Raw genomic sequence first — 26,687 nt, 5'->3', positions numbered from 1 at the left:
GTTACCTTACCCTGTGGACGATGAAATGTCAGGGGGCCGTAAGGGTTCTGCTCATCAAGATCAGATCATGCCAGCGTCCCATTTTGTGCCCTACCTGTGGTAAATGGCCAGTTTTTGCAAACCCCAATCGCTCATGAAATGTAACTGCAGCAGTATTTTCGCCACCGATCGCGGCAACCATGACGTGGATGCCTTGCACGTAGGCTTGGGACATTGCCTCCTTTAGCAAAGTGCGACCTATGCCTTTGCCGTGGGTTTGGGTGATGATACTGTGTTCTGCCGTGTGGACGTAGCCATCGCCTGCACGGAAAGGTCCCCATGTGATAAACCCTGCGCAGATGCCGCCAAGCTCAGCAACGAGAAACGCATCCCTGCGGACAGCGAACAACGCGGCCAAATCCTCGTCGCTCTTTTGCACGCTCATAAATGTCGCGGTTGTGTCGCGGATCATTGCGTTCCACAGCGCTTTGATCTGCAAGAGATCGTTTGCCGTGGCCGCGCGGATCAGCACAATTTGGCCGTGCCTTGCGGTGTTGTGAATGTCGTTTTCAGTTTCGCCTCTCCCACACTGAAGATAATGCGCTTGTCTGCAAGAAGCGGGGCAAGGAGTGCACCCAAAGCCATGGCCTGCGGGTGATGCACCTCCAGAGACGTCAGTGCGCATCCTTGCTGGGTCAAGCGCGGTGCAGGATGGGCATCGCCGATCCACTGTATCAACGCAGGGGCGCAATTATCATAGGGCAGCATGCCGCTTTGCGGGACTGCCATGCGCCAATGCAGATCGCCGCGTTGCAGATCGACGGGCATGCCAAAGCCATCGGGGAGTTGCCCCAGCGTCGCATCCAGATCGTCACAACGACAAATCCAGTTGGTCAGGCGTGGCCCGCCTGCAAAATTATCCAGATCAAACCATCGTGACCTATCAGGTTTGGGCGCATCGGGGTTGATCGCAATCGCTTCCAGATAAAGACCGTCCTCCAATCCCAAGAGTGTGTTGTGGGTGTGGAAAATCGCATGCTCGCCACCCTTTTGCAGCGGTACACCAAGCGCGGCCTCTACATGGGCAGTTGCCGCCGCGAGTGTCCCTCCCGCGACAGCGATATGGTCAAAAGTGATCATGCCCGTGCAGCGCGTATCAGCTTCAAGATATCCTGTGCGGCATTCGGGATGTTGGTGCCCGGACCAAAGATTGCTTTCACGCCAGCATCATAGAGGAACTGGTAGTCCTGCTGCGGGATAACGCCACCACAGATGACCAGAATATCCTCGGCACCTGCATCTTTGAGAGCTTTGACAAGCTGCGGCGCGAGGGTCTTGTGACCCGCCGCTTGAGAGCTGATGCCAATGACATGCACATCGTTGTCAACGGCGTCTTGCGCAGCTTCAGTTGGCGTTTGGAAAAGCGGACCTACGTCCACGTCGAAACCGATATCTGCAAAGGCAGTTGCGATAACTTTGGCACCACGGTCGTGACCGTCCTGCCCCATTTTAACAACCAGCATACGGGGGCGGCGGCCCTCATCTTCGGCAAAATCTTCAACCGACTTCTGAATCGCGGCAAAGCCTTCGTCGCCTTCATAAGCGGCTCCGTAAACCCCTGCGAGGGTTTTGACTTCCGCGCGGTGGCGGCCAAATTCTTCTTCCATGGCCATGCTGATCTCTCCTACGGTGGCACGGGCGCGCGCAGCTTCAATGGCGGCTTCCAGCAGGTTGCCGCCCTCTTTGGCGCGGCGGGTCAGCTCGAATAACGCATGTTCAACAGCGCCATCATCGCGGGACGCCCGGATAGACTTGAGGCGCTTGATCTGGCTGTCGCGCACTGCAACGTTGTCCACATCCATTATGTCGATCGCGTCTTCTGTTTCGCGGCGGTACTTGTTTACGCCGACGATCACATCCGTACCGCGGTCTTGGCCTGCCTGACGCTGGGCGGCAGCTTCTTCAATGCGCAGCTTGGGCATGCCAGTGGCCACAGCCTTGGTCATGCCGCCCATTTCCTCGACTTCCTCGATCAGCTTCCATGCCGTCTCGGCCATATCGTGGGTCAGCTTTTCGACATAGTAAGAGCCTGCAAGCGGATCGACGACATTGGTCACACCAGTCTCTTCTTGGAGGATCAACTGGGTGTTGCGTGCAATGCGGCTGGAATTCTCGGTCGGAAGAGCAATTGCCTCGTCCAGAGCGTTGGTGTGCAGAGACTGCGTGCCGCCGAGGACCGCTGACATCGCCTCATATGCCGTACGGATCACGTTGTTATAGGGGTCTTGCTCTTGCAGACTGACACCAGAGGTCTGGCAATGGGTGCGCAGCATGGAGGACTTCGGATTTTTCGGCTCGAACTCCGCCATGATGCGGGACCAAAGCAATCGGGCAGCGCGCAGTTTTGCGGCCTCCATAAAGAAGTTCATGCCAATGCAGAAGAAGAAGCTCAGGCGCGGGGCGAATTTATCTACGTCCATACCGGCAGCAATCGCCGTGCGCACATACTCGCGCCCGTCAGCAAGTGTGAAGGCCAGCTCTTGTACAAGGTTCGCGCCCGCCTCTTGCATGTGATAGCCTGAGATCGAGATGGAGTTGAATTTTGGCATCTCGTTTGCCGTGTATTCAATAATATCCGCGATGATCTTCATCGAAGGCTCTGGTGGGTAAATATAGGTGTTGCGCACCATAAATTCTTTGAGAATGTCGTTCTGGATGGTTCCCGACAGGACGGCGCGGGAGTGTCCTTGCTCTTCGCCTGCGACGATGAAACTGGCGAGGATCGGGATAACCGCGCCATTCATCGTCATGGAAACGCTTACCTTATCGAGTGGGATACCATCGAAAAGGATTTTCATATCCTCGACGGAATCAATCGCCACACCAGCCTTGCCCACATCGCCCTCAACGCGGGGATGGTCGCTGTCATAGCCACGGTGCGTTGCCAGATCAAAGGCGACAGAAACACCCTGTTGGCCTGCCGCAAGGGCGCGGCGGTAGAAGGCGTTGGACTCTTCAGCCGTGGAGAAACCCGCATATTGCCGGATCGTCCACGGACGACCTGCGTACATCGTCGCCTTTACGCCGCGCGTATAGGGCGCCTCACCAGGGATACCGCCAAGATGGCTTACACCGTCAAGATCTTCGGCAGTGTAGAGCGGGGAGACGTCAATCCCCTCAAGCGTCTTCCACGTCAGATCCTCAAGCGAGCGGCCACGCAGCTCTCCCTCAGCCAGTTTGCGCCAGTCGCCCTTGTTGGCGCCCTTGGAAGCTGTGTTCGGTGTATCGGTCATGGGATTGTCCTTTTGTAAGTGCGCCCGTTGGCAGGGTGAGCCCTGCTCTTGTACGGGTGCGATCCTCTGTCAGTGTTGCAAGCCCGTCCGCACCGGCGGCGAGCCACATCATATCATCGGCGTAAGCCTCGCGCAGGGCGGCACCCTGCTCGGGGGTAAACGGGTTCCAACGCCCCTCACCTGTCACCAGATGCGCAGGGAGCGCGTCAACAGGAACGCCATTCTGTGCCATCTTGTCGCGCAACATCGCAACATCGGGAGAGCGGTTGAGCCAGCTTTTGGCGTGGGGTTGGGGGGCTGCATGGCCAGTGGCCACTTCAAGTATCTTGTCCGCCTGGCCCGCAAATTGCTCAAACGGCATCACGTTAATCTCTGTCTCAGGCAAAGCACAGGACAAGTCGGTGATCACGTCGCGCCATGTGCGCGATGAAGAGGCCAGTGCTGCAATACGTGATGCATCAGGCAGAGAATGGCCCCTGCCCACACCGTAGGCCGCAACGGAGGACCACCACAAATCTTGCGCACGGATACACATGACGACACGGGTAATCCGCCCCTCAAACGCCGCATCAAGCCGCGCCATGCGCTCGCCTATGGCGGGGAAAAGCGTGGCGGCCCGCAGGCAAGCGCGCGGTGCGCCGATCATGTTTTCCTCACTCACCAAAAGGCGCTTGGCCCCTGCCCGTTTCGCCTGTGCGGCGTGCAGTCGCACACGGCCCATGGCACGGCGTTGGAGGTTACGACCATTCATCATACGCGGCGCGGCGAACAACCCATCAAACAAACCCTTGCGCAGCATGTTCGGCTCCCAGAGAGCAGTCCCTTCGGCCATAAGATCCGCGCGGTTGCCCCGCAAATAATGCTGAAAACTGGTGGAGGCGGTGCGATGCGCACCCACGTGAAGGATGATATCCATAAACCTAACAATGCCTTTGCGCCAAGGGGCCACGCGCGGCGGCCCGGGAAGGGAAACTGCAACAGTCATGTGGCAAAACCCCTTGCGGTGGGCTTAATGCTAAAAATAAGGCTATCTGCCTTCGCAATCGACGTTAGACCCACTATATACAGTCCAAAGGGAGATGTTATGAAATCGTTGTTAAGTGCTGTAATTATTGGGTTAATTGGCTGTTCGGCACAGGCGCAAACTCTGTTCGAGCCTGACTTCCCACTGGTTATCCTCAATGCTGCGGACACGGATTTGAGTGAATTTGTATGGAAAAATCGCCCGATCATCGTTTTTGCCAACAGCGAAAATGATCCAGCCTTCATCGAGCAGATGGAGTTGCTCATCGCTCGGCCAGAGGCGTTGACCGAGCGCGATGTCGTTGTGATCGTTGATACTGATGCAGAAACACTCAGCCCCATCCGGCGCAGGATGCGGCCGCGCGGGTTCATGCTCACACTTGTTGGAAAAGACGGCGATATCAAATTGCGAAAGCCATTTCCACAGGATGTTCGTGAAATTACTGCAAGCATCGACAAGATGCCCATCCGCAAACTCGAAGTTCGCAACGCGAAGGAACGCGCCAGCGAATAGCGCACGTCGCGGCATTGAACTGCCTTACCTTCCTGAAAAGGCGCACCACTGCGGGCAACCCTGCCCGCAGATATTATCTGTGAATTTCCGCTCACTCGAATTCCATGATGATATCGTCCACCGCGAGGCTGTCACCGGCGCCAGCGTTAATCTTGGTCACCACACCTTTGCGCTCGGCACGCAGGATATTTTCCATTTTCATGGCCTCGATTGTGCAGAGTGCCTGACCATCCTGCACTTCATCGCCCACAGCCACATCCAGTTTCACGATCAGACCCGGCATCGGGCAGAGCAATAGCTTGGATGTGTCGGGGGCAACTTTAACGGGCATCTTGCAGGCCATCTCCGCCTGAAGCGGGGTGCGCACGTGTACTTTGAGATCAGCACCACGGGTGCGGATGCGGAACCCACCCGAGATTTTGCCGACTTTGAGGATCAGCGGCTTGTCCGCCACTGTCATCGTGGCGAGTTGATCACCAGGTGTCCAATCACCCGATACGCGCAGGGTTTCGCCCCCTTCAAAGGTTACGGTGGCCCCTTCTTTGTCAGCCGTGATCGTCACATCAAAGCTGTGATCCTGCACGGCAACATTCCATTCGGTGCCAACTTTGCGCTCGTGGTTGTCCATCCGGCCCGACACGCGGGCGCGGCGGATTTCGGCAACGCGGTGCATGGCGGCAGTGGCGGCAGCGATGCGTTTCAACTCCCCCTCAGCCAAGGTGACGCCTTGAAATCCATCAGGGTATTCATTTTCGATGAAGGCTGTTGTCATGGTACCCGCAACAAAGATCGGATGATCCATGACCGCACTCAGGAACGGCAGGTTGTGACCGATGCCTTCCACTTCAAAGCTGTCGAGAGCCACACGCATCCGCTCGATCGCTTCCTCGCGGGTGGGGGCCCATGTGCAGAGTTTGGCGATCATAGGATCATAATACATGCTGATCTCGCCGCCTTCATAAACGCCTGTGTCATTGCGCACGGCTGTCTCGCCCGTAGGGGCATCGCCATGCCATTTGTCATTCGTCAGCAGCGGGCCAGCGGCGATTTCCTGAGGAGGGCGGTAGCGTGTTAGGCGACCGATGGATGGCAAGAAACCACGATACGGGTCCTCTGCGTAAAGGCGGTTCTCGATGGCCCAACCGTTGATCTGCACGTCATCTTGAGTGATCGTCAGCGCCTCGCCATTGGCAACGCGGATCATCTGTTCCACCAGATCAACGCCTGTGATCATCTCGGTGATCGGGTGTTCAACCTGCAAACGGGTGTTCATCTCAAGGAAGTAGAAATTCTTGTCGCCATCGACGATGAATTCAACAGTACCTGCCGAGGTGTAGCCAACCGCCTGCGCCAGCGCGACCGACTGCTCGCCCATGGCTTTGCGCGTCTCGGCGTCGAGGAAGGGGCTCGGCGCTTCCTCAACAACTTTCTGGTTGCGGCGCTGGATCGAGCATTCACGCTCATTAAGGTAAATACCGTTGCCATGCGCGTCACAAAGCACCTGAATTTCGATGTGGCGCGGGTTGGTTACGAATTTCTCGATAAAGATACGATCATCACCAAAGGAATTGGCGGCTTCGTTCTTGGAGGACTGGAAGCCTTCACGCGCTTCCTCGTCGTTCCACGCGATGCGCATTCCCTTGCCACCGCCGCCTGCGGTCGCCTTGAGCATGACTGGGTAGCCAATCTCACCGGAGATTTTCACAGCCTCGTCAGCATCTTCAATGATGCCCATATAGCCTGGTACCGTGCTCACGCCGGCTTCTTTGGCGATCTTCTTGGAGGTAATTTTATCCCCCATCTTTTCAATCGCCCCTACTGGGGGTCCGACAAATGCCACGCCCTCAGCGGCCAGCGCCTCGGCGAATTTGGAGTTCTCGGAGAGAAATCCATAGCCGGGATGCACGGCCTGAGCGCCCGAGGATTTAATCGCCTCCATTACTTTATCAATCACGATGTAGGACTGGTTCGCCGGCGGTGGTCCGATATGCACTGCCTCATCTGCCATCTGTACGTGTAGCGCTTGTTTGTCCGCATCCGAATAGATCGCGACAGTCTGGATACCCATTTTGCGCGCGGTTTTGATAACGCGGCAGGCAATCTCGCCACGGTTGGCGATCAGGATCTTATTGAACATATTCAGGGCCCTTATGATGGTAGAACGGATTTGAGAAACGCAAAAAACCACGCGGGCCAAGGGCCTGCGTGGGAAGTGAGGTAGATGAGTACGGGGCGGATGGCCCCGATGTCGAATTATTTACAGCGGACCAATTCAGTTTGGCAGGCGAGCAAATTCGCCCCGGCGCCAATGGCTGCCCCTTGCAGGACGCTGCCACTGACAAGGACGGCCGCCCCTGCACCGATGGCCGCGCCGCCAATGGTTTGTTCGGTGACCGTGTCACCGCAAGCGCTGAGCGCTCCTGCAAGCCCGAGTGCAGTGATGATCCTAAATGTGCCCATGCCCGCGACCTTTTATAGGTTCTGTTTGCAAAGCGCGCGCCAGATCGACCAGCGTTTTCACGGCCCACCCTCGGCCCAAAAAGGACGGGCAGCGCGGCGGAGGGACTTGCCTGCTGCCCGTCAAAGGAAGGGTTTTGGTTCGTGGTCGAGAAACACTCAGAGCCGAAACTGTGGTGCGTCTTCACTGTGACCTTGGCCCGCATAGATACGCCTGCATAGCGCCCTGTCAGAACCGCAGCTTTTTCGGCCAAGCCTTGCTCAAATTGAAGGGTGGTGCGCAACAACATGCCGATTATTCACCCACAACTTGCGGAAATGTCTGGCGTGCGATGCGCAGATCGATTTTGAGCATGGCCTCGTAGTCGGCAGGGTCAAACGGATCAGTAGCGGGGATCACTTCGCGGCCAAAGAACCACGACAGACGGCCCGCATCAAGATTGCCACGCTCGAAAGGCTCCTCGCCGAAAGTGTCCCATAGTGCCTTGAAAAAGAACTCGTCTGCGCGGCGGTCTGGCGCACGGCGATCGGGACGGCGCTCACGTGCGCTCAGCTCGGTTGCGCCCTTGGGATTGGCACGACGCAATGTGAATTGGAAGTCCGTACCCGGAAGCCGTCCGGGAAATCCGCGATGTTTGAGCATATAGGCTAGTGCCATGCTGCGCCCTCCGCGGTTGAGGGTTTGCTTGGGGTCAGGACGGGCGCGGACGCCCATCCCGTCTTTGATTTACTTGTACTTGCCTGTATACACAGGCTCTTGGCTGATCGGTTCTGGATCAACCACGACAAATTCTTCGACCTGCTGCTCGCGCGCACAGGCAGCAACGGCGACCATAAGGCCGAGCATTGCGAAAAGTTTGATGTTCTTCGACATCTGTATCTCCTGTCACTTGTTATACGGGGTTCGGTTGTGAAACCTGCCATTTTTCCCGCAATAGATTTGGGCTGCGCACATGCGCTACCCATGGCTATCATACCCAAGTGAGGGTGATGTGGATATGTGGATAAATCTGTGGACAACTTATGTGACTCCAAAGCCGCAAAACCGCCCTTGCATGAGGGTCGATCCGCAAGATGTTGTGTATGCATCAGAATTCATCCCACATGCAGACGCCGTTTTCAGGGCGAAACGATTCAAAATACTGCGTCGCATCGGGGTCGGGCACGCCGAATTCGGTGATGCGGTCCATGAAGGAGATCACGATTTTATCGCCTTCAAGCCCGTATTGGTTGATGTAGGAAAGCGCAAAAGTCTGGCACAGATGCAGCATGTCTAGGCCTGCAACTTCGAAGTTGATTTGCCCTGCTCCCACTGCAATTTGTGGCGTGAGGTAGCGAAAGCGTAGGTAAGTTGTGCTCTCCTGCGCGTCCACCAATACCTCGTGTAGCATAGCCTCTTGGCCCGAAGGGACAGGAGTTGCGGCGAGCGGTGTCGCAAAGAGGACCAATCCCATAAGCGCTCTCATGAGGCTTCCGCCGGATGTGTCTCAAAGACTGCTGGAGAAACGATCTCGATCAGTTCCATGTCATCGGAGTGGCGCACTTCGCGGTGGCGGATGCCAGAAGGTTGCAGAACGCATGACCCTGCACGCAGGGTATGCTCGCCCTCACCCTCATATTCGAACACAACCCAGCCTTTGGTAACATAGACCATCTGGAACTCGAGATCATGTGTATGCCACGTCCCAGGACTTTCCATCCCGGGCACAGCGCGGATCACATGCGCACCAAACTTGCCGTCCGTTGCTTCTGTCACGCCAAGCTGGCGGTACTCAAAGAACGGACGCAAGCCTGCCCCTTCAAACACGCCGTTGTCGGCATGGCCGATGGTGAAGCCTTTTGTGGACCAGACGCTCATCCCTTACAGCGGAATGTTGTCGTGCTTTTTCCACGGCACGTTGGTTTTCTTGTTCCGCAGGGAGGCAAATGCGCGGGCAATCCGCTTACGCGTGCTGCGCGGCTGGATTACTTCGTCGATGAATCCGCGTTCGGCGGCGACGAAGGGGTTGGCGAAGCGGTCTTCATAGTTGGCTGCGTGCTCGGCGATCTTTTCGGGATCATTCAGATCGGCGCGGTGGATAATCTCGGTCGCGCCCTTTGCGCCCATTACAGCGATCTCGGAGGTGGGCCATGCGTAGTTGAAGTCGGACTTCAGATGCTTGGAGGCCATAACCACATAAGCACCGCCATAAGCTTTGCGCGTGATCAGTGTGACCATGGGCACAGTTGCTTCGCCGTAGGCGTAGAGCAGCTTAGCGCCGTGTTTGATCACGCCACCGTATTCCTGAGACACACCCGGCAAGAAGCCCGGCACATCGACAAGCGAAAGGATCGGAATTTCGAACGCATCGCAGAAGCGCACGAAACGCGCCGCTTTGCGCGCGGATTCGATATCAAGCACACCCGCAAGCACCATCGGCTGGTTCGCAACCACACCAACGGAACGGCCCTCAATGCGGATAAAGCCTGTGATGATGTTCTTGGCGAATTCTTCCTGAATTTCGTAGAAATCACCCTCATCCGCCAGCTTGAGGATCAGCTCTTTCATATCGTAGGGCGTGTTCGCATTCTCTGGCACAAGCGTATCAAGCGATGGCTCGATGCGATCAGGGTCATCAAAGAAGGGGCGCACGGGTGGCTTTTCGCGGTTGTTGGACGGCAGGAAGTCGACCAAGCGGCGGACCTCGGCCAGCGCTTCAACGTCGTTCTCAAAGGCGGCATCGGCGACGGAGGACTTTTTGGTATGCGTGGATGCACCGCCCAGTTCCTCGGCAGTCACCTGCTCGTTCGTCACGGTCTTGACCACATCAGGACCTGTTACAAACATATATGAGCTGTCTTTGACCATAAAGATAAAATCGGTCATGGCGGGGGAGTAGACAGCACCGCCCGCACAGGGTCCCATGATCACACTGATCTGCGGGACAACGCCCGAAGCCTCAATGTTGCGCTGGAAGATATCGCCATATCCTGCAAGGCTGTCGACACCTTCCTGAATACGCGCACCGCCTGAGTCGTTGATACCGATGATTGGTGCGCCGTTCTGGATCGCCATGTCCATGATCTTGCAAATCTTCTTGGCGTGCGTGGCAGAGACCGAACCGCCCAGAACCGTAAAATCCTGAGAAAAGACGTATACGAGGCGGCCATTGATCGTGCCCCAGCCTGTGACAACGCCATCGCCTGCAGGCTTTTGCTCTTCCATACCAAAGTCAGTGCAGCGGTGAGTGACGAACATGTCAAACTCTTCAAACGAGCCCTCGTCCAGCAACAGATGCACACGCTCCCGCGCGGTGAGTTTGCCTCGCCCGTGCTGTGCGTCGATGCGTTTCTGACCACCACCAAGGCGCGCATCTGCGCGGCGATCGTCAAGCTGTTGCAGGATATCTTTCATGGACAGGTCCCCTTACCGAATTTCATGCGTCAACATAGAGGAGGGACGCGGGGAGACAAAGGTCATTTTAGCAAATTTGCAAACAATTTCCAAAGGTATGACTGCAAATTGCAAAATAGCTAATTCAATTAGCGCTATGCTGGTCCGATGAGTGAAACAACTCTTTCTCGACAATGCACAAGGAGCGCCCTACTTATTTAACAATGCAACAGATCAGAGAAGACCTCCAGCCAGTAAAACTCGGCTCTCGGACGTCCCCGCCTCATATTTTGACCCTTATATTACTCGCTGGCATGTCTGCCTGCGTTATGAATATGTTTTTGCCCAGTTTGCCCGCAATGGCGGCACATTTCGAGACGGACTACGCAGTCATGCAGTTGTCTGTGGCGATTTACCTTGGATTTTCAGCGATCCTGCAGATCTTTGTCGGGCCAATCTCTGATAAATATGGCCGCCGTCCCGTTGTTCTGTGGGGGCTTGGCATTTTCATGTTGGCCACTTTGGGCTGCATTTTTGCAACCAGCATCGAAATGTTTCTTACATTCCGCATGGCGCAGGCCGCGATTGCGACCTCCATGGTGCTGAGCCGTGCTGCCGTGCGCGATATGTATGCGCAGGATCAGGCCGCTTCGATGATCGGCTATGTCACAATGGGCATGGCCGTGGTGCCGATGATAAGCCCTGCGATTGGCGGTGTCCTTGATGAATGGTTCGGCTGGCAGGCTGTGTTCTGGGCCTTGTTTGTGTTGGGCGGGGCGACACTTCTGCTCGCGTGGGCGGATATGGGCGAAACGGCCCTGCCTTCGGATAAATCCCTCACCGCGCAGTTCCGCGAATACCCCGAGCTTTTGCGCAGCCCGCGGTTCTGGGGCTATGCGTTGGCGGCGAGTTTCAGCTCTGGCGCATTCTTTGCCTATCTGGGCGGCGCGCCCTTTGTGGGGCAGGTTGTGTTTGGCATGTCGCCTGCGACCCTCGGCTTTTTTTTTGGCGCCCCTGCGGTCGGATATTTCACGGGTAACTTCATCACCGGACGCTACGCCGTGCGCTTTGGTGTGGATAGAATGGTCATGTGGGGCTGCATCGCCAATGCCATGGGCAGCACGATCTCCTTGATGATATTCGAGTTGGGTTTTGGTACGCCGATCAGCTTTTTCGGGCTGATGATGCTGGTGGGTCTTGGCAACGGTCTGGTGATCCCCAATGCCACGGCGGGCATGCTGTCCGTGCGGCCGCATCTGGCGGGGACGGCATCGGGCCTTGGCGGTGCGATTATGATTGGCGGCGGTGCCGGTCTGAGCGCTTGGGTCGGTATTCTGCTCACGCCAGAGACGGGCGCATTCCCGCTTTTGTGGATGATGCTGATCACAGCACTTTTGGGACTTGTCTCTATCGTGCTGGTCATGCGCCGCGAGAGATCCCTGCGCCTAAAGGCCTAGGGCCACCTTGCGCCAGTGAGTTTGCAAAGTTAGACACAAACCAAGTCGAATTTGCAAAGGGCGCAACGACATGGCCACCCAGAAACTCTATGCAGGGGCAAAGCTGCGCGAGCAGCGGCTCAAGATCGGGCATACGCAAAAGGATTTTGCCGCCCGCCTTGGCGTCTCTCTGCCCTATCTGAACCAGATGGAGAACAACAACCGCCCTGTCTCCACAACTGTGGTGCTGGCGCTGGCCTCCGAGTTCGGAATGGATGTGACGGAGCTGAGTTCGGGCGACACAGAGCGCCTGACCAGCGACATGCAAGAAGTGTTGTCCGATCCACTGTTTGCGGGGGACATGCCAGCACTGGCCGATGTGCGCCTCGCGGCCTCAAATGCTCCCAGCCTTGCACGGGCGTTTATCGCGCTACACCAAGGGTACCGTCAGGCCCACGAACGCCTCGCCTCACTGGATGAGGCATTGGGCCGCGAAGATGCACGCCCTACGCCGAGCCCATGGGAAGAAGTGCGCGACTTCTTCCACTATTGCGATAACTACATCGACGCCGTGGATCGCGCCGCCGAGCATTTTGCCACCCGTGCAGGCCCAGACATTCGTGCCGCCGCTATTGAGACCTTGGCACTTGCGGGTTTGACAGTGGTCTTCAGCGATATGGACGCCCTGCGCATGCTCGACCGCGCGGCAGGTGCGGTCCATATCTCGTCTCGCGCCCAGCCCGAAACCCAGACTTTCCAGCTGCTTTTGCAAGTGGCCCTGACCCAGCAGAACGCGTTATTAGAAGCCACCCTTGATCTGGCACGTTTCCATTCCCCCGCCGCCCGCGACATCGCCAAAATTGGGCTGGCAAACTATTTTGCAGGGGCGGCCCTGCTGCCCTATCGTGCGTTTCAAGCGCGTGCGCAGGCGTGTCGCCACGACCTCGAAGTACTCGCCCAACATTTCGGCGCCTCGATCGAGCAGATCACACACCGCCTTGCCACCCTGCAACGACCGGGTGCGAAAGGTGTGCCGTTTTTCTTTGTCCGCGTTGATCAGGCTGGCACAATTACCAAGCGCCACTCCGCCACGCGCCTGCAATTTGCCCGATTTGGCGGGGCTTGCCCCTTGTGGAATGTGCATCGCGCCTTCGAAACACCAGGTCAGTTCCTGCGCCAACTGGCCGAGACACCCGATGGCGTCCGCTATATCTCGATTGCCCGTGACATCACCAAATCAGCGGGGCGGTTCGGCGCGCCCACGCGGCGGTTTGCATTGGCTTTGGGCTGTGAGGTGCGCCATGCCTCGCAGCTGGTCTATGCCGACGGGCTCGACCTCACACGCGACTCTGCGTTTGAGCCGATTGGCATCTCATGTCGGATTTGCACGCGCAAAAACTGTCACCAACGGTCTGTGCCTCCACTTGAGCGCAACCTCGTCGTTGATCCTGATCGCCGCGATGTGCTGCCCTATAGTGTCGATTAACGCTTGGCTGCACGCCATCCTGCCGCTTGGGCCGCGGCGGTGGAACAGAACCACCGCTCGCCCTTGGTCTCGTCAATTCCAGCATTTTCGTAAAACTGCTGGCCGGGCGAATGGTAAATCTTTACGCCCTTGGTGTTGATGTTACCCTTAATCTTGCAGGCGTCATCGGGCGGGATCCGCCCTTTAGCGCGGGTCTTGCGGTGCTGTGACGGTGTCTGCAAACGCACAGCGTGCAATCCGCGATCAATGGCTGATGCCTGACGCTCGATCTCCACATAGTCTTTGCTGTATTTTACATAGGCAAAAGCGAACCCTTCTCGCACCAGCCACGCGCCTACATCCTCGCCCAAGGCCGCACATCGTGCCACCGTCCGCCCGTAGCGGTCCAACTCCACAGCATCGCAGCGTGCCACTTCACCAGTGTAGCGATCAGTGACAGCGCGCGTAATCCAGCCGCCACAGGCCCAATCAGCACCCTGCTCGGTCTGGCAGATCTGGTCACTCTCGGGCGCATCAATGCCGTGTAAACGGATGCTGACGCCCGCCACTTCAAAACTATCGCCATCGATCACGCGAATGGTCCCGACAATCTGGCCCTCCCGCTCGTTCGCCTGCGTGATCCCACCAAACAGGCCAAGCGCGACAACGCCCAGCGCCAAGAGCACGGGAAAGCGCCAGCGGCGCAGGGGGGATTTGAACAAAACAGCCATCACGGCCACTTATGGAAAATAAACATTCCCTTAAGATAGCGGCGAAAGGCCCAAAGGTTAACAAAAAGTTAACGCCGCTCTGGATTTATGACTAGTCGTTAACCTTTACCGCTGCGCGGTCTGCCAGTCCGGATGTATCCATGGTTGGTCATTTGACGCCGCCAAGGGTTCTTTGCCCAGCACATGATCCGCCATCTTCTCCCCCACCATGATCGAGGGGCCGTTGAGATTGCCATTGGTAATACGCGGAAAGATCGAGCTGTCGACCACGCGCAGCCCCTCGACACCAAACACGCGCCCATGGCTGTCCACCACAGAGTCCACATCATCTTCGCTGCCCATTTTGCAGGTGCCACAGGGGTGATAGGCGCTCTCGGCATGCTCGCGTACAAAGGCATCAATCTCGTCATCGGACTGCACCTCCGCGCCAGGCTGGATTTCATGTTTCACAAAGGGCTTGAACGCGTCCTGCGCAAAAATCTCGCGCGTCAGGCGGATACAACGGCGCCACTCCTCCCAATCCTCTGGATGGGACATATAGTTAAACAGAATCTTAGGATTGTCCGCAGGATCGCTCGAGCGGAGCGAGACGCGCCCCCGCGATTTGGAACGCATCGGCCCCACATGCGCCTGAAACCCGTGCCCCTCTGCCGCCGCCTGCCCATCATAGCGCACCGCTATGGGCAGGAAGTGATACTGGATATCAGGATAGGGGATGCCCGCACGGCTGCGGATAAAGGCCGCACTCTCGAACTGGTTTGACGCGCCCATGCCCTTCTTTGTGAACAGCCACTGCGCCCCGATCACGGCCTTCGAGATCAGGTTCCAGTGTTTATAAAGCGTGATCGGCTGGCTCGCCGCCATCTGCATATAAACTTCCAGATGATCCTGAAGATTGCCGCCCACTCCGAGCCTATCCGCGACAACATCAATACCATGCTCCCTAAGGTGCGCCGCAGGACCAATCCCCGACAGCATCAAAATCTTGGGCGAATTGATGGAGGACGCCGCCAGCAGCACTTCGCGCCGTGCGCGGATCACTTCGATCTTGCCGCTGCGTTCAACCTCCACACCCACAGCGCGGCCTTTTTCGATCACCACCCGCCGCACAAAAGCGCGCGTGATCTCAACAGTGTCACGCTTGAGCGCAGGACGCAGATAGGCATTGGCCGCAGACCAACGGCGTCCGCTATGCACCGTCTGCTCCATCGGCCCAAAGCCTTCCTGCTTCTCCCCGTTGTAGTCGTCAGTGGCTTCATAGCCCGCCTGCTTGCCCGCTTCGACGAAGGCCGCAAATAGCGGGTTCTCGCGCGGCCCACGGCTCACGTGCAACGGACCATCCTTGCCACGCCAATAGCTGTCACCACCGTGGCCACCATCATGCCACGTCTCCATGCGCCGGAAATAAGGCAACACATCGGCGTAGCCCCAGCCGTCCGCGCCCTGATCGCGCCAATGGTCATAGTCCATCGCATGACCGCGCACATAGACCATCCCGTTGATAGACGACGACCCGCCAATCACCTTGCCCCGCGGGCAGACCAATTCACGCCCGTCCAGATGCGGTTCAGGTTCGGAGAGATAACCCCAATCATAGCGCTTCATGTTCATGGGATAGCTAAGAGCGGCAGGCATCTGAATAAACGGCCCCGCATCCGTACCGCCATGCTCGATCACCAGCACCGATGCCCCTGCCTCACCCAAGCGGTAGGCAATGGCACAACCGGCGCTTCCCGCGCCCACAATCACAAAATCGGCTTCCATCATTCTCTCTCACTTCACGTGATTCCACGACGGGTCAAGGAGGCCAGAGGCCCCCGGCTCTTGCCGGGCTTGTCCTTGAGGCGTCGGGGAATCGCCCCAAACTTGGCGAGGTGACTTTAGGATCAGAATGATCCCTCAGGCACCTCTCAGCAAAACGGGAAAAACCTCTCAGCCTCTCCCAGCGTTATTGTTTCGTAGACACACCGGCCGCACGCTTCAAAATATGAAATGCGCGTCAGCGCTCCGCTGGATCACGCGCCTTCTCAAAATGGCGCTTCCATATCCCCCATGCGCACGTAAACCGACTTCACTTGGCTATAGTGCTCAATGGCTGCTTTCGAGTTTTCACGGCCCACACCAGAGGCCTTCATGCCGCCAAAGGGTGCTTCCACCGGCGCATCGTTATAGCTGTTGATGAAACAAGTCCCCGCCTCCAGCGCGGCCACAACACGGTGAGCGCGGCTCAGATCACGGGTAAAAACACCAGCCGCTAATCCAAACTCGGTATCATTCGCCCGAGCCAGCACATCGGCCTCTTCTACAAAATCCAGCACTGCCATTACAGGGCCAAAAATCTCCTCGCGTGCGATGACCATATCGTCGGTCACATCGGCAAAGACACAAGGCTGCATATAAAACCCTGCCCTCTCGATCGCCTTGCCCCCGTATACCACGCGCGCACCTTCCGCCTCGCCTTTGGCGATATAGTCGAGCGCGATGTCCATCTGGCGCTTGGACACCATGGGGCCAAAGCTGGTGGCGGGGTCCATCGGGTCGCCGATCACCGCGTTGTCCAAACGCTCGGCCAACCGTTTGAGGAAGGCCTCCTTGATCGAGGTATGCACAAACACCCGCGTCCCGTTTGAGCAGACCTGACCGGAGCTATAGAAGTTCGCCATAATCGCGCCCGAAACAGCGTTCTCGATATCGGCATCCTCGAAAACGATCATCGGGGATTTGCCGCCCAGCTCCATGGTGACATGCTTCATGCCCGCCGCCGCCGCTGCATAGACTTTGCGGCCCGTAGGCACAGAGCCTGTGAGCGAGACTTTGTCCACGCGGGGGTCCGTAACCAACGCAGCCCCGACATCCCCCAGACCCTGCACCACATTATACAGACCCGCAGGCAGGCCCGCCTCGTGCAAAATCTCGGCCACTTTGAGCGCACTCAGCGGTGTCGTCTCGGAGGGCTTGAACACAACCGAATTGCCGCATGCCAGCGCAGGGGCACCTTTCCAGCAGGCGATCTGCGTGGGGTAATTCCACGCGCCAATGCCCACACAAACGCCCAGCGCCTCGCGGCGGGTATAGACCCAGTCTTCGCCAAGCTGGATATGCTCCCCTGTGAGCGTCGCGGCCATACCGCCGAAATATTCCAGCGCATCCGCACCAGAGGTCGCATCCGCCACAGAAGTCTCCTGATAGGGCTTGCCGGTATCATAGGTCTCCAGCACGGACAGGTCGTGGTTCCGCTCGCGCATGATATCGGCAGCACGGCGCAGGATGCGTCCCCGCTCGGTCCCGCTCATCGCGGCCCACGCGGCTTGGGCCTTTTTGGCAGCAGTCAAAGCCTGCTCGATAATCGCAGGTGTTGCGGCATGTACTGTCGCGATCACTTCGCCTGTGGCGGGATAGATCACGTCAATCGGCGCCCCTGCGGTATCTTCAACATAGGCGCCATTGATAAAATGGCTGGCGGTTGGTTGGATCTGCATCATATCTCTCTTTTCATCGGATGTCGGCATGTGCCGCGTCTGGTATTTCTATTCCCCACGCGGAAAGCGTTTGTTTTCTTCCAGCACGTTGAGGTCCATGTGGTTGCGCATATAAGCCTCGGAAGCGTCGCGCAGCGGTTGGTAATCCCACGGATAGTAACCACCAGAGCGTAGCGCCTCGTACACTACCCAGCGGCGTGCTTGGGATTTGCGCACGTCTGCATCGTAGGCGTCGAGGTTCCAGCGGGCTTCGGATTTGGCTTTGAGTTGGGCGAGCGTACCTGCGTGGGCAGGCACTTCGGCAAGGTTGCTCAACTCATGCGGATCGGCGTCGAGATCAAACAGTTGGTCGGCATCCAATGCACAGCGGTTATACTTCCACTTGCCATAGCGCAGGGACACAAGCGGCGCGTAAGAGCCTTCCGCCGCGTATTCCATCGCCACAGGCTCGGTTCGCTCCACCCCCTGCCCCATCGGCACAAGGCTCTGGCCTGTTGTCCATTCCGCGACGTCCTCCATGCTCACCCCTGCCAGATCACAAAGCGTCGGGCAGACGTCGATATTGCTCACAGGTGTAGTCTGTAGCCCCGCCTCCATCTGCGGCGCGGCAATCATCATCGGCACGCGCGCCGAGCCCTCGAAGAAGCTCATTTTGAACCACAGCCCCCGTTCCCCCAGCATATCACCATGGTCAGAGACGAATACGATGATCGCCTCTTGGCGCGTGTCCTCCAGCGTTTGCAATATCTCACCCACTTTATCGTCGAGATAGCTGATGTTGGCAAAATAGGCGCGGCGGGAGCGTTTGATATCTTCTTCGGTGATGTCGAACTCACGCCAATTGTTGGCGTCGAAAATCCGCTGCGAATGGCTGTCGTGATCGTCGTAAGCCATTGCAGGGATCTCGGGCAGCAGGTGTTCGCAATCCGCGTACAAATCCCAGTATTTCTTGCGCGCCACGTAAGGGTCATGCGGGTGTGTGAAGCTGGCTGTCAGGCACCATGGCCGCGAATCCAATCCACGCGACAACTCATAGATCTTGCGCGTTGCCTCGTAAGCTACGGCATCGTCGTATTCCATCTGGTTACTAGTCTCGGCCACACCTGCGCCTGTGACGCTGCCCATATTATGATACCACCAGTCGATCCGCTCGCCGGGTTTGCGGTAATCGGGGGTCCAGCCGAAATCGGCGGGATAGATGTCTGTGGTCAGACGCTCTTCAAAGCCGTGGAGCTGGTCCGGCCCCACAAAATGCATTTTGCCTGCAAGGCAGGTCTGGTATCCTGCACGGCGCAAGTGATGTGCGTAGGTAGGGATGGAAGACGCAAACTCTGCCGCGTTATCATAGACGCCTGTCGCACTTGGTAACTGACCCGACATAAATGCCGCCCGCCCCGGTGCGCAGAGCGGCGAGGCTGTGTAGGCGTTCTTGAAACGCGTCGAACGAGCAGCCAGCTTCTTGAGGTTCGGTGCGTGCAACCAGTCGGCAGGACCATCGGGAAAAAGCGTGCCGTTGAGTTGATCCACCATAATAATCAGGATATTGGGCTGGGTCATTTTGCGGCTTTCACAATCATTTCCAATGCGTTCAGGGCGGTCTGCTGGGCGTCCCTGCTGGACCCGTCCTCGGACAGGGCCGCACGCAGATACAGACCGTCAATAAGAGCGGCCAGCGTTTCGGCATGCGCTTGCGGTGTGGCACTGAGCGGGCGCAGCGCATGGGTGAGGTTCGAGCGCAGGCGTGACTGATAAACCGCCAAAAGCTGCTTCATTTGCGGCTGGGTCGGGGCGGCGGCATAGAGGGTCATCCATGCGGCGACTGTTTCGGGCGCAAAGCATGTCTCGTCAAAACTGGCTGTGATGATCGCTTCGGCGCGGGCCAGCGGTGTTATGGTCCGCCTGAGGCTGTGGCGCACAACGGCGCCATACTCACCAAGGATATGGCGCATTGCAGCCAGAAGGATCTGGTTCTTTCCACCGAAATAGTGGTGTGCAAGTGCCGTAGACATGCCTGCCGTCTTGGCGATCTGGCCCACCGTCACGTCAAGCGACTGCGCACGGCCAATCTCGGCGATTGTCGCCTGCACCAGTGAGGCGCGGCGCAGCGGTTCCATCCCGACTTTGGGCATCAGATTCGGCCTTCTCTAAACATAAAAAGCAACCTGATCTTTTTATATTGACCCGTCAATCAATAAAAAATCAACCCTTGGTCGCAGGCGCATCTGGTGTCACTTGGCGCTTCAGCATCGCCTCGCGCCACGTAATAAACGTAACGGAGCTGAGGATCACGATGCCACCCAGAACAACCCAGATATCGACAGCCTCCCCAAACCAAAGCGCACCAAGAAGCGTTGCCCAGATCAGCTGTAGAAATGTGACAGGTTGCGTCACCGTCATAGGTGCAGCGGCAAAGGCAAGGGTCATGGTATAGTGCCCAGCCGTCGCAAATACGGCCACACCTGCGAGAAAGGCAAGTTCGCGCGCGTTGGGCGTCACCCAATCTGCAAATGCAAAGGGCGCAAGGCCGATGGTCACAAAAACAGAGAGCAGCCCGACAACCACGCCCGGCTTAACTTCATCCGCCATGATTTTCGCCAAAAGGTAGCTGCCTGCAAAGACAACAGCCGCCATGAGCATGGCGAGATGGCCGTCACTGACCTCACGAAATCCGGGGCGCAGGATGACTGCGGCCCCCGCCAGACCCAGCAGCACCGCCACAATGCGTCGCGCCGCCAGTCGCTCTCCCAGAAACACCGCAGCGCCGATAGTCACATAGATCGGCGCGAGATAGCCCATAGCAGTGACTTCGGCGATGGGAATGCGCACCATGGCATAGAACCACAAGATCACACCGCCCGCGTGAAAAAAGCCGCGCATGGAAAATAACGTCCATTGCCGTTTCGTCAGATGTGCAGCCCGCAACGCGCCCAGCGAGGGCAGCAAAAACACAAGTCCCATAGCATAGCGCAGAAACGCCGCCTCCCCCGGAGGCAGGCGCGGCCCCATCGTTTTGACCAGTGCTGTGACCATGATGAAACAGATGCCTGTCACAAACATCCAGAAGATGCCCACAAGCGGCTGATGGGGAGTGCGTGTTACCATTGGCCAAGTTGACCGTAGTTATGGATTACGCGCAAGGGCTTACTGGGTCAGCAGCGCGACACCAATCGACCACATCGTGACAGCAATCAACGCATCAAGGATACGCCAACTCACCGGCTTGGCGAATACCGGCTGCAAAAGGCGTGCGCCGTAACCGAGGATAAAAAAGAAGATCACACTCGCCAAGATCGCACCCAACGCAAAGGCCGTGCGATCAGGATATTGCGCCGAGACCGAGCCCACCAAAACCAATGTATCAAGATAGACATGGGGGTTGAGAAAAGTGATCGCCAACAGCGTCAGGATTGTCCGCTTGAGCGATTGTGCAGGCGCCCCCGCAGCTTCGAGCACTTCTCCGCCACGCCACGCACTCAACGCGGCACGCGTCCCGTACGCGATCAGGAATGCCGCCCCGCCATAGCGCATCGCCGTCTCGAACCACGGAACAGCCGCCGCCAATGCGCCAAAGCCCGCAACACCCGCCCCAATTAACAGCGCGTCGGTAATCGCACAGGTCAAACAGACCCAGAACACATGCTCGCGCCGCAAGCCTTGCCGCAAAACAAACGCGTTCTGTGCCCCAATCGCAAGGATCAGCGAGAGGCTGAGCAGAAAACCGGGAATAAAGGAGGACATTTGGAATTGGCCTTGTGGCTGGATCACGAACAGGCCATTGGCCTAGGTCTGCTGGTCTGTATTGTCCAGACGTTACAGCCCCTCACAACAATGCGTTTTGTTTGTGATCGCGCTTTGGCGTAAATTTGACAAAGTGAAAGCGTATTATCTTTTTATTACCTTTCAATGCGTTATTCGACGCAACAGTAAAAACTGGAATATATCGTCACCTCACGTGAAACTGAACAGCCGCCTCTGGCGTATATAGATAAGAGTGCCTATCTGCACCGTTAGAGATGAAGGAAAAGCAGATGACCGAGACAACCAAGAAGCTAGAAATTAGCCAGACCGAGCTGGACCTCATAGCAAACGCGCTTGAGACCCAATCAAAGATACTGTGTATGCAAGCCAGCGCTGGCGGGCATGGCGCACTTGCCCGTCTGAACGAAGTAAAACGCGTTTTGGCCACGATCGCATCGCACCGCGAAGACGCAAGCCCCCGCCGCGCTGAGAACAGCGGATTATGGGGGCTTATGCGCTCCATGCGTCAGGCCACCTGATACCCTAGAGGTTCGGACGGCGGCCCGTTTTGCAAGGCAGCAATCGACACTTCATACAATAGATACGAAAAAGGCCGCTGCAAACGAATGCAGAGGCCTTTTTGCGTTTCAGAAGGTGCGCGTTATTCCAGCGCTTCCATCACCTCGTCGGAAGCCTCGAAGTTTGCTGTAACACGCTGCACATCGTCGTCATCTTCCAGCGCATCGATCAGCTTCATCAGCTTTTGCATGCCCTCAAGGTCCAGCTCGGTTGTCACGGTCGGGCGCCAGATCAGCTTGGTGCTGTCGCTCTCGCCCAGCTCCGCTTCAAGAGCGGTGGACACTTCGTTTAGGTCGGTATCCGCGCAATAGATCACATGCCCGTCCTCGGAACTGTCGACATCCTCGGCCCCCGCTTCAATCGCGGCCATCATGACGGTGTCGGCATCGCCCACAGAAGCAGGATACATGATCTCGCCTTTACGGTCGAACATGAAGCCGACGCTGCCTGTTTCACCCAGATTACCGCCATATTTGGTAAAGGTAGAGCGTACGACAGAAGCGGTGCGGTTACGATTGTCGGTCATCGTTTCGACGATGACGGCAACACCGTTGGTGCCATAACCCTCATAACGGATTTCTTCGTAATCCTCCGCATCGCCCCCAGTCGCCTTTTTGATCGCGCGGTCGATGTTGTCTTTCGGCATCGAAGCCTGCTTTGCTTCCTTCACCGCAAGGCGCAGACGCGGGTTCTTGTCCACATCGGGGTCGCCCATTTTGGCCGCAACTGTGATCTCTTTTGAAAACTTCGAGAACATTTTCGAGCGCAGCTTATCCTGACGCCCCTTGCGGTGCTGGATATTTGCCCATTTGGAATGGCCTGCCATGGAGTGTCTCCGTTTGAGGTAATTGTATCAGGCGCGCTTATAAGGCAGCAGATGCATCGGGGGCAAGGCTCACATCGGCAGAGGGGCCAGCAGGTGGCAAACCTATGTAACGCTCATGGCTTTTCACCCCTTGTCCTAAACGCGGCTGTGCAACATGGTGGCCGAATGACAAATGATCAGATTATCCTCTTCGCGCTTTTTGGCGCTGTTTTTGGCCTCTTGCTCTGGGGGCGCTTCCGCTATGATATCGTAGCTTTTTCTGCCCTGATGGCAGGTGTTGTGCTGGGGGTTGTCGACAGCAAGGACGCCTTTGACGGCTTTGGCCACCCCGCAACTCTTGTTGTGGCCCTTGTGCTTGTTGTCTCCGCGGGGCTTGTCCGCTCAGGTGCAGTGCTGCTGATCACCCGCACGCTTATCGACAGCTCCCGTTCGCTTGGAGCGCATATCACACTCATGGGCGCTGTTGGCGGCATCCTGTCGGCCTTTATGAACAACGTTGCGGCCCTCGCACTCCTGATGCCCGTCGACATCCAGACAGCACGCAAAGCGGGACGCTCGGCGGGCCTGTCGCTGATGCCACTTAGCTTTGCCACAATCCTTGGCGGTATGGTCACCCTTATCGGTACGCCCCCCAACATTATCATCGCAGCGATCCGCGAAGAAAGCCTTGGCGCACCGTTCAAAATGTTCGACTTTGCTCCTGTGGGCGGCGTAGCCGCAATTGCGGGTTTGATTTTTGTCGCCCTCATCGGCTGGCGGCTCATCCCCGCACGCGACGATACCAGTCTCAGCGCAGACGACCTTGATGCCTATATCGCCGAATTGGTTGTGCCCGAGGGCAGCAAACAGATCGGCAAGCGCCTCTCGGAGTTGGAAGAAACGGCCGAAAAGGCGGACGTCATTATCATTGGCCTGATGCGGGACGGCAAGCGCCGCTATGGCCGCGCACAAAGTGCTGAACTGCATGCAGGCGATGCCATCGTATTAGAGGCGGCTCCGGACGCGCTGGATGAATTCCGCTCCACACTTGACCTCGCAGTGGCCGAGGCCGAACGCGCCGAACGCCTGCATGCAGATGGCGAGGGCGTTGAGATCATAGAGGTTGTTGTGACCGCCGAATGCCGCCTTGCAGGTCGCACTGCCCAATCTGTTGGCCTTGCATGGCGCCAGCGCACTGTCCTGCTTGGCATTTCACGGCGTGGTCAAAAGATTACTGCACAGCTGCGTAAAACCGAACTCGAGATAGGGGACATCCTGCTATTGCTCGTCCCGCGCGATACTGGCGATGATGTTGTTCAATGGCTGGGCGTCTTGCCTCTCGCTAACCGCGGCCTTGCGGTTACGGAAAACAGCAAAGTGTGGCTCGCCATCGGTCTTTTCGCGGGTGCTGTCGTCGCGGCCTCGCTTGGGCTGATCTATCTGCCCATCGCTTTAGGCATCGTTGTTGTCGCCTATGTGCTTGTGAAAATTGTGCCGCTGTCGGAACTTTATACCCATATCGAGTGGCCCGTGGTTGTCTTGCTCGGTTCTATGATTCCACTTGGTGCTGCCTTACAAAAATCGGGCGGGACCGAACTTATCGCAGGCTCGCTCGTGAACCTCACTGAAGGCATGCCTGCTTGGGCCGTGCTCACTGTCCTGATGGTTGTCACCATGACCCTGTCGGATGTGCTCAACAACACCGCTACGACGATCGTAGCTGCTCCTGTCGGCATCCAGATGGCTCAGACGCTCGAAGTGAACCCCGACCCGTTCCTCATGGCCGTAGCCATCGCCGCCTCCTCGGCCTTCCTGACCCCTATCGGGCACAAGAACAACACGCTGATCCTCGGTCCCGGCGGCTACGGCTTTGGCGACTACTGGCGCATCGGACTACCACTTGAGATCATTATTGTGGCCGTTTCCATTCCCGCCATCCTTGTGTTCTGGCCGCTCTAGGACTGCGCAGTCGACCCTGCATTCAGTTTGCCATAAACCTGCAAAGGTCATGAGGCAGCGCGACCAGCGCAGTCCTCAAACCTTAAAAGAAGATCGGTATCACGGCACTCGCTATTACAGACATCGACAGATTCAGCGGAATTCCAACACGCATGAAGTCAGTGAACTTATACCCCCCTGGCCCGTAAACCAAGGTGTTGGTCTGATACCCGATGGGCGTCGCAAATGCACAAGACGCCGCAATCATCACGGCTACGACAAGCGCACGAGCATCCATGCCAAGTGCATCCGCCAATGAAATAGCAATTGGCGTCATAATCACTGCCACAGCATTATTCGAGACAATCTCGGTAAAGATGGTGGTCATCAGGAAGACACAAAAGATCACAATCGCAGGGGACATGGTCCCCAAAAACGGCGAGACCGCATCGACAATCATCTGCACGGCCCCTGTATGCTGGAGCGCTGCCCCCACGCAGAGCATGGAGAAAATCAGCGCAAGCAAGCGCCCGTCAATGAAGGAAAACGCTTCATCCGCATCGATGCAGCCTGACACCAACACCACAGCCACGGCAATAACAGCCAGCATCAGAATGGGCGCCACGTTAAAGGCTGCGAGGACAACAATCGCGGCCAGCGCACCAATGGCAATGGGCGCATGACCACGACGGTAGGCGCGCTCGGACGGGGTGCTGACATCCACCATATCCATATCCACCGACAGGCGGTGGATATCTTCCGCGTTCCCTTCAAGCAGCAGCGTATCCCCAACCCGCACCACCAGATCGTCCAGCTGTCGCCCGATATTCTGGTTCCGGCGGTGCACAGCTAGCGGGTAAACACCGTAGCGGCGGCGCAAGCGTAAAGCGCCAAGCGAGCGGCCAATCATCTTACAGCCCGGTGTAATGAGAACTTCGACGGTTGTGGTCTCTACTGCCGAAACTTGGTCAACGCGTTTTAACTCAGGCGTAGCTTGCAGGCTCAATAACTCTGCCATCTGCGTGCGCAACACGACGCGGTCACCCGTTTGCAGAATAACATCCTTGAGATTGCGCCGCAGGGACGCATCCCCGCGCACCACGTCGATCAGGCGTACGCCTTCACGCTTGAACAGCTTTACGTCCAACACTTCGCGCCCGATCAAGTTGCTGTCGGTGGGGATCACAGCCTCGGAAAAGAACTTCATTTTTGAGCGGTCGCCTAGCATACCCGCCATGCTATCGCGCTCCGGCAGCAGCCGCTTTCCGATGGTCGCCATATAGATGAGCCCCCAAGTACAGACCACCAAACCCACGGGCAGGATTTCGAAAATACCAAACGGCTCCATCCCTTGCGCACGCGCCACACCGTCCACCAACAGGTTGGTCGAAGTCCCGATCAGGGTAAGAGATCCGCCCATGATTGCCGCATAGCTGAGAGGAATCAACAACTTGGACGCCTTTGTGCCAAGTGTTTTGCTCAACTGCACCACCACAGGGATCATCACAACAACTACTGGCGTGTTGTTCATAATCGCAGAAGCCCCCATAACCGACAGAATTACTCCGATTACGGCTAGTTTGGGGTTGGTGCGAGCATAACGCTCTGCCATGCGGGTCAGCACCTCAAGCGCACCTGTGCGTACCAGCGCCCCCATTACGATAAACATTGCAGCAATCGTCCACGGTGCCGAATTTGACAACACCATCTGCGCATCGTCATAGGGCAACAGCCCTAATGCCAGCAGAGCAGCAGCCCCCCCAATCGCAACCACCTCTGTGGGCAGAGATTCGCGCAAGAACAGGATAAACATGACCCCCACAACCGTGAGGGACATAACAGCCTGTGAGAATTGTGAGAGTTCAAAGAGATACATG

The 26,687-nt window shown here is 57.2% G+C and carries 25 protein-coding genes; 5 read left to right on the top strand and 20 right to left on the bottom strand.

Going from position 1 to position 26,687, the window contains the following annotated elements:
- Window positions 1-28 precede the first annotated feature (28 nt).
- The 4 genes from Q0775_RS12390 to Q0775_RS12375 are packed head-to-tail and all read right to left on the bottom strand — an operon-like array spanning window position 29 to window position 4,257.
- Window positions 29-511 carry a GNAT family N-acetyltransferase gene (locus Q0775_RS12390; RefSeq protein WP_298861147.1) on the bottom strand — a complete coding sequence of 161 codons (483 nt, stop codon included), beginning with the start codon at window positions 509-511 and terminating at the stop codon, window positions 29-31.
- Entirely contained in the window at window positions 505-1,119 is a 615-nt protein-coding gene (locus tag Q0775_RS12385) for a VOC family protein (RefSeq protein WP_298861144.1), read from the bottom strand. The genes Q0775_RS12390 and Q0775_RS12385 overlap by 7 nt, the downstream gene beginning before the upstream one ends.
- Entirely contained in the window at window positions 1,116-3,272 is a 2,157-nt protein-coding gene (gene scpA, locus Q0775_RS12380; RefSeq protein WP_298861140.1) for a methylmalonyl-CoA mutase, read from the bottom strand. Before scpA ends, Q0775_RS12385 begins: the two co-directional genes overlap by 4 nt.
- Window positions 3,208-4,257 carry a hypothetical protein gene (locus Q0775_RS12375; protein WP_298861136.1) on the bottom strand — a complete coding sequence of 350 codons (1,050 nt, stop codon included), beginning with the start codon at window positions 4,255-4,257 and terminating at the stop codon, window positions 3,208-3,210. Before Q0775_RS12375 ends, scpA begins: the two co-directional genes overlap by 65 nt.
- A gap of 99 nt (window positions 4,258-4,356) precedes the next feature.
- Here Q0775_RS12375 and Q0775_RS12370 point away from each other — a divergent pair, with 99 nt between their 5' ends.
- Window positions 4,357-4,809: a DUF4174 domain-containing protein gene (locus Q0775_RS12370; RefSeq protein WP_298861134.1), complete on the top strand. Its 453-nt coding sequence runs from the start codon at window positions 4,357-4,359 to the stop codon at window positions 4,807-4,809.
- Between the two features lie 91 nt (window positions 4,810-4,900).
- On the opposite strand, the gene Q0775_RS12365 is transcribed toward Q0775_RS12370, so the two are convergent.
- From Q0775_RS12365 to Q0775_RS12335, 7 genes are all read right to left on the bottom strand, one after another.
- Window positions 4,901-6,946, bottom strand: coding sequence for an acetyl/propionyl/methylcrotonyl-CoA carboxylase subunit alpha (locus Q0775_RS12365; RefSeq protein WP_298861132.1), 2,046 nt, complete (start codon window positions 6,944-6,946; stop codon window positions 4,901-4,903).
- Between the two features lie 116 nt (window positions 6,947-7,062).
- On the bottom strand, window positions 7,063-7,269 hold the full coding sequence (locus Q0775_RS12360) for a hypothetical protein (protein ID WP_298861129.1): 207 nt from the start codon (window positions 7,267-7,269) through the stop codon (window positions 7,063-7,065).
- 292 nt (window positions 7,270-7,561) lie between these two features.
- Window positions 7,562-7,924 (bottom strand): hypothetical protein, encoded by a 363-nt coding sequence (locus Q0775_RS12355; protein ID WP_298861126.1) that lies wholly within the window; start codon window positions 7,922-7,924, stop codon window positions 7,562-7,564.
- A 69-nt stretch (window positions 7,925-7,993) separates the two neighbouring features.
- A complete protein-coding gene (locus Q0775_RS12350; RefSeq protein WP_298861124.1) occupies window positions 7,994-8,140 on the bottom strand; it encodes a hypothetical protein in 147 nt (48 codons plus the stop codon).
- A gap of 214 nt (window positions 8,141-8,354) precedes the next feature.
- Entirely contained in the window at window positions 8,355-8,720 is a 366-nt protein-coding gene (locus Q0775_RS12345) for a DUF6497 family protein (RefSeq protein WP_298861122.1), read from the bottom strand.
- 8 nt (window positions 8,721-8,728) lie between these two features.
- Window positions 8,729-9,124 carry a cupin domain-containing protein gene (locus tag Q0775_RS12340; RefSeq protein WP_298861119.1) on the bottom strand — a complete coding sequence of 132 codons (396 nt, stop codon included), beginning with the start codon at window positions 9,122-9,124 and terminating at the stop codon, window positions 8,729-8,731.
- A 3-nt stretch (window positions 9,125-9,127) separates the two neighbouring features.
- Complete coding sequence (locus Q0775_RS12335; RefSeq protein WP_298861116.1) at window positions 9,128-10,660, bottom strand: acyl-CoA carboxylase subunit beta; 1,533 nt, start codon at window positions 10,658-10,660, stop codon at window positions 9,128-9,130.
- A 203-nt stretch (window positions 10,661-10,863) separates the two neighbouring features.
- Between Q0775_RS12335 and Q0775_RS12330 the strand changes: the two genes are divergently transcribed.
- Entirely contained in the window at window positions 10,864-12,096 is a 1,233-nt protein-coding gene (locus tag Q0775_RS12330) for a multidrug effflux MFS transporter (protein WP_298861113.1), read from the top strand.
- Between the two features lie 70 nt (window positions 12,097-12,166).
- Window positions 12,167-13,561: a short-chain fatty acyl-CoA regulator family protein gene (locus Q0775_RS12325; RefSeq protein WP_298861110.1), complete on the top strand. Its 1,395-nt coding sequence runs from the start codon at window positions 12,167-12,169 to the stop codon at window positions 13,559-13,561.
- On the opposite strand, the gene Q0775_RS12320 is transcribed toward Q0775_RS12325, so the two are convergent.
- The 7 genes from Q0775_RS12320 to Q0775_RS12290 all read right to left on the bottom strand — a co-directional run bounded on the left by Q0775_RS12320 (window position 13,558) and on the right by Q0775_RS12290 (window position 21,488).
- Complete coding sequence (locus Q0775_RS12320; protein ID WP_298861107.1) at window positions 13,558-14,271, bottom strand: thermonuclease family protein; 714 nt, start codon at window positions 14,269-14,271, stop codon at window positions 13,558-13,560. The two genes, Q0775_RS12325 and Q0775_RS12320, sit on opposite strands and share 4 nt — an antisense overlap.
- Before the next feature lie 105 nt (window positions 14,272-14,376).
- Entirely contained in the window at window positions 14,377-16,035 is a 1,659-nt protein-coding gene (gene betA, locus Q0775_RS12315) for a choline dehydrogenase (RefSeq protein ID WP_298861798.1), read from the bottom strand.
- 263 nt (window positions 16,036-16,298) lie between these two features.
- Window positions 16,299-17,750, bottom strand: a complete 1,452-nt coding sequence (gene betB / locus Q0775_RS12310; protein WP_298861105.1) for a betaine-aldehyde dehydrogenase — start codon at window positions 17,748-17,750, stop codon at window positions 16,299-16,301.
- Between the two features lie 48 nt (window positions 17,751-17,798).
- Window positions 17,799-19,307 carry a choline-sulfatase gene (betC, locus tag Q0775_RS12305; protein WP_298861102.1) on the bottom strand — a complete coding sequence of 503 codons (1,509 nt, stop codon included), beginning with the start codon at window positions 19,305-19,307 and terminating at the stop codon, window positions 17,799-17,801.
- Window positions 19,304-19,879: a transcriptional regulator BetI gene (betI, locus tag Q0775_RS12300; protein ID WP_298861099.1), complete on the bottom strand. Its 576-nt coding sequence runs from the start codon at window positions 19,877-19,879 to the stop codon at window positions 19,304-19,306. Before betI ends, betC begins: the two co-directional genes overlap by 4 nt.
- A gap of 70 nt (window positions 19,880-19,949) precedes the next feature.
- Complete coding sequence (locus Q0775_RS12295; protein ID WP_298861096.1) at window positions 19,950-20,852, bottom strand: DMT family transporter; 903 nt, start codon at window positions 20,850-20,852, stop codon at window positions 19,950-19,952.
- Between the two features lie 39 nt (window positions 20,853-20,891).
- Window positions 20,892-21,488, bottom strand: coding sequence for a LysE/ArgO family amino acid transporter (locus tag Q0775_RS12290; RefSeq protein ID WP_298861093.1), 597 nt, complete (start codon window positions 21,486-21,488; stop codon window positions 20,892-20,894).
- A gap of 290 nt (window positions 21,489-21,778) precedes the next feature.
- Here Q0775_RS12290 and Q0775_RS12285 point away from each other — a divergent pair, with 290 nt between their 5' ends.
- A complete protein-coding gene (locus Q0775_RS12285; RefSeq protein ID WP_298861091.1) occupies window positions 21,779-22,027 on the top strand; it encodes a hypothetical protein in 249 nt (82 codons plus the stop codon).
- A gap of 122 nt (window positions 22,028-22,149) precedes the next feature.
- On the opposite strand, the gene Q0775_RS12280 is transcribed toward Q0775_RS12285, so the two are convergent.
- Window positions 22,150-22,893 carry a YebC/PmpR family DNA-binding transcriptional regulator gene (locus Q0775_RS12280; protein ID WP_298861088.1) on the bottom strand — a complete coding sequence of 248 codons (744 nt, stop codon included), beginning with the start codon at window positions 22,891-22,893 and terminating at the stop codon, window positions 22,150-22,152.
- A 165-nt stretch (window positions 22,894-23,058) separates the two neighbouring features.
- Between Q0775_RS12280 and Q0775_RS12275 the strand changes: the two genes are divergently transcribed.
- Window positions 23,059-24,831, top strand: a complete 1,773-nt coding sequence (locus Q0775_RS12275) for an SLC13 family permease (protein WP_298861085.1) — start codon at window positions 23,059-23,061, stop codon at window positions 24,829-24,831.
- An 82-nt stretch (window positions 24,832-24,913) separates the two neighbouring features.
- Here the strand turns inward: Q0775_RS12275 and Q0775_RS12270 are convergent, their stop codons facing one another.
- The gene (locus tag Q0775_RS12270) at window positions 24,914-26,686 is read right to left on the bottom strand and encodes an SLC13 family permease (RefSeq protein ID WP_298861083.1); all 1,773 of its coding nucleotides are present in this window, start codon (window positions 26,684-26,686) and stop codon (window positions 24,914-24,916) included.
- Between the last annotated feature and the right edge of the window lies 1 nt (window position 26,687).

Origin of the sequence: uncultured Sulfitobacter sp. (assembly GCF_947499945.1) — a bacterium.
Lineage (GTDB): Bacteria > Pseudomonadota > Alphaproteobacteria > Rhodobacterales > Rhodobacteraceae > Sulfitobacter.
The sequence above is the reverse complement of the archived record's forward strand: the minus strand, read 5'-3'. Positions and strand labels throughout refer to the sequence as shown.

What these genes read in the sequence shown, in the direction of transcription:
- Q0775_RS12385 (WP_298861144.1), bottom strand. Translation starts at nt 1,119, where the DNA reads ATGATCACTTTTGACCATATCGCTGTCGCGGGAGGGACACTCGCGGCG.
- scpA (WP_298861140.1), bottom strand. Translation starts at nt 3,272, where the DNA reads ATGACCGATACACCGAACACAGCTTCCAAGGGCGCCAACAAGGGCGAC.
- Q0775_RS12375 (WP_298861136.1), bottom strand. Translation starts at nt 4,257, where the DNA reads ATGACTGTTGCAGTTTCCCTTCCCGGGCCGCCGCGCGTGGCCCCTTGG.
- Q0775_RS12370 (WP_298861134.1), top strand. Translation starts at nt 4,357, where the DNA reads ATGAAATCGTTGTTAAGTGCTGTAATTATTGGGTTAATTGGCTGTTCG.
- Q0775_RS12365 (WP_298861132.1), bottom strand. Translation starts at nt 6,946, where the DNA reads ATGTTCAATAAGATCCTGATCGCCAACCGTGGCGAGATTGCCTGCCGC.
- Q0775_RS12360 (WP_298861129.1), bottom strand. Translation starts at nt 7,269, where the DNA reads ATGGGCACATTTAGGATCATCACTGCACTCGGGCTTGCAGGAGCGCTC.
- Q0775_RS12355 (WP_298861126.1), bottom strand. Translation starts at nt 7,924, where the DNA reads ATGGCACTAGCCTATATGCTCAAACATCGCGGATTTCCCGGACGGCTT.
- Q0775_RS12350 (WP_298861124.1), bottom strand. Translation starts at nt 8,140, where the DNA reads ATGTCGAAGAACATCAAACTTTTCGCAATGCTCGGCCTTATGGTCGCC.
- Q0775_RS12345 (WP_298861122.1), bottom strand. Translation starts at nt 8,720, where the DNA reads ATGGGATTGGTCCTCTTTGCGACACCGCTCGCCGCAACTCCTGTCCCT.
- Q0775_RS12340 (WP_298861119.1), bottom strand. Translation starts at nt 9,124, where the DNA reads ATGAGCGTCTGGTCCACAAAAGGCTTCACCATCGGCCATGCCGACAAC.
- Q0775_RS12335 (WP_298861116.1), bottom strand. Translation starts at nt 10,660, where the DNA reads ATGAAAGATATCCTGCAACAGCTTGACGATCGCCGCGCAGATGCGCGC.
- Q0775_RS12330 (WP_298861113.1), top strand. Translation starts at nt 10,864, where the DNA reads ATGCAACAGATCAGAGAAGACCTCCAGCCAGTAAAACTCGGCTCTCGG.
- Q0775_RS12325 (WP_298861110.1), top strand. Translation starts at nt 12,167, where the DNA reads ATGGCCACCCAGAAACTCTATGCAGGGGCAAAGCTGCGCGAGCAGCGG.
- Q0775_RS12320 (WP_298861107.1), bottom strand. Translation starts at nt 14,271, where the DNA reads ATGGCTGTTTTGTTCAAATCCCCCCTGCGCCGCTGGCGCTTTCCCGTG.
- betA (WP_298861798.1), bottom strand. Translation starts at nt 16,035, where the DNA reads ATGGAAGCCGATTTTGTGATTGTGGGCGCGGGAAGCGCCGGTTGTGCC.
- betB (WP_298861105.1), bottom strand. Translation starts at nt 17,750, where the DNA reads ATGCAGATCCAACCAACCGCCAGCCATTTTATCAATGGCGCCTATGTT.
- betC (WP_298861102.1), bottom strand. Translation starts at nt 19,307, where the DNA reads ATGACCCAGCCCAATATCCTGATTATTATGGTGGATCAACTCAACGGC.
- betI (WP_298861099.1), bottom strand. Translation starts at nt 19,879, where the DNA reads ATGCCCAAAGTCGGGATGGAACCGCTGCGCCGCGCCTCACTGGTGCAG.
- Q0775_RS12295 (WP_298861096.1), bottom strand. Translation starts at nt 20,852, where the DNA reads ATGGTAACACGCACTCCCCATCAGCCGCTTGTGGGCATCTTCTGGATG.
- Q0775_RS12290 (WP_298861093.1), bottom strand. Translation starts at nt 21,488, where the DNA reads ATGTCCTCCTTTATTCCCGGTTTTCTGCTCAGCCTCTCGCTGATCCTT.
- Q0775_RS12285 (WP_298861091.1), top strand. Translation starts at nt 21,779, where the DNA reads ATGACCGAGACAACCAAGAAGCTAGAAATTAGCCAGACCGAGCTGGAC.
- Q0775_RS12280 (WP_298861088.1), bottom strand. Translation starts at nt 22,893, where the DNA reads ATGGCAGGCCATTCCAAATGGGCAAATATCCAGCACCGCAAGGGGCGT.
- Q0775_RS12275 (WP_298861085.1), top strand. Translation starts at nt 23,059, where the DNA reads ATGACAAATGATCAGATTATCCTCTTCGCGCTTTTTGGCGCTGTTTTT.
- Q0775_RS12270 (WP_298861083.1), bottom strand. Translation starts at nt 26,686, where the DNA reads ATGTATCTCTTTGAACTCTCACAATTCTCACAGGCTGTTATGTCCCTC.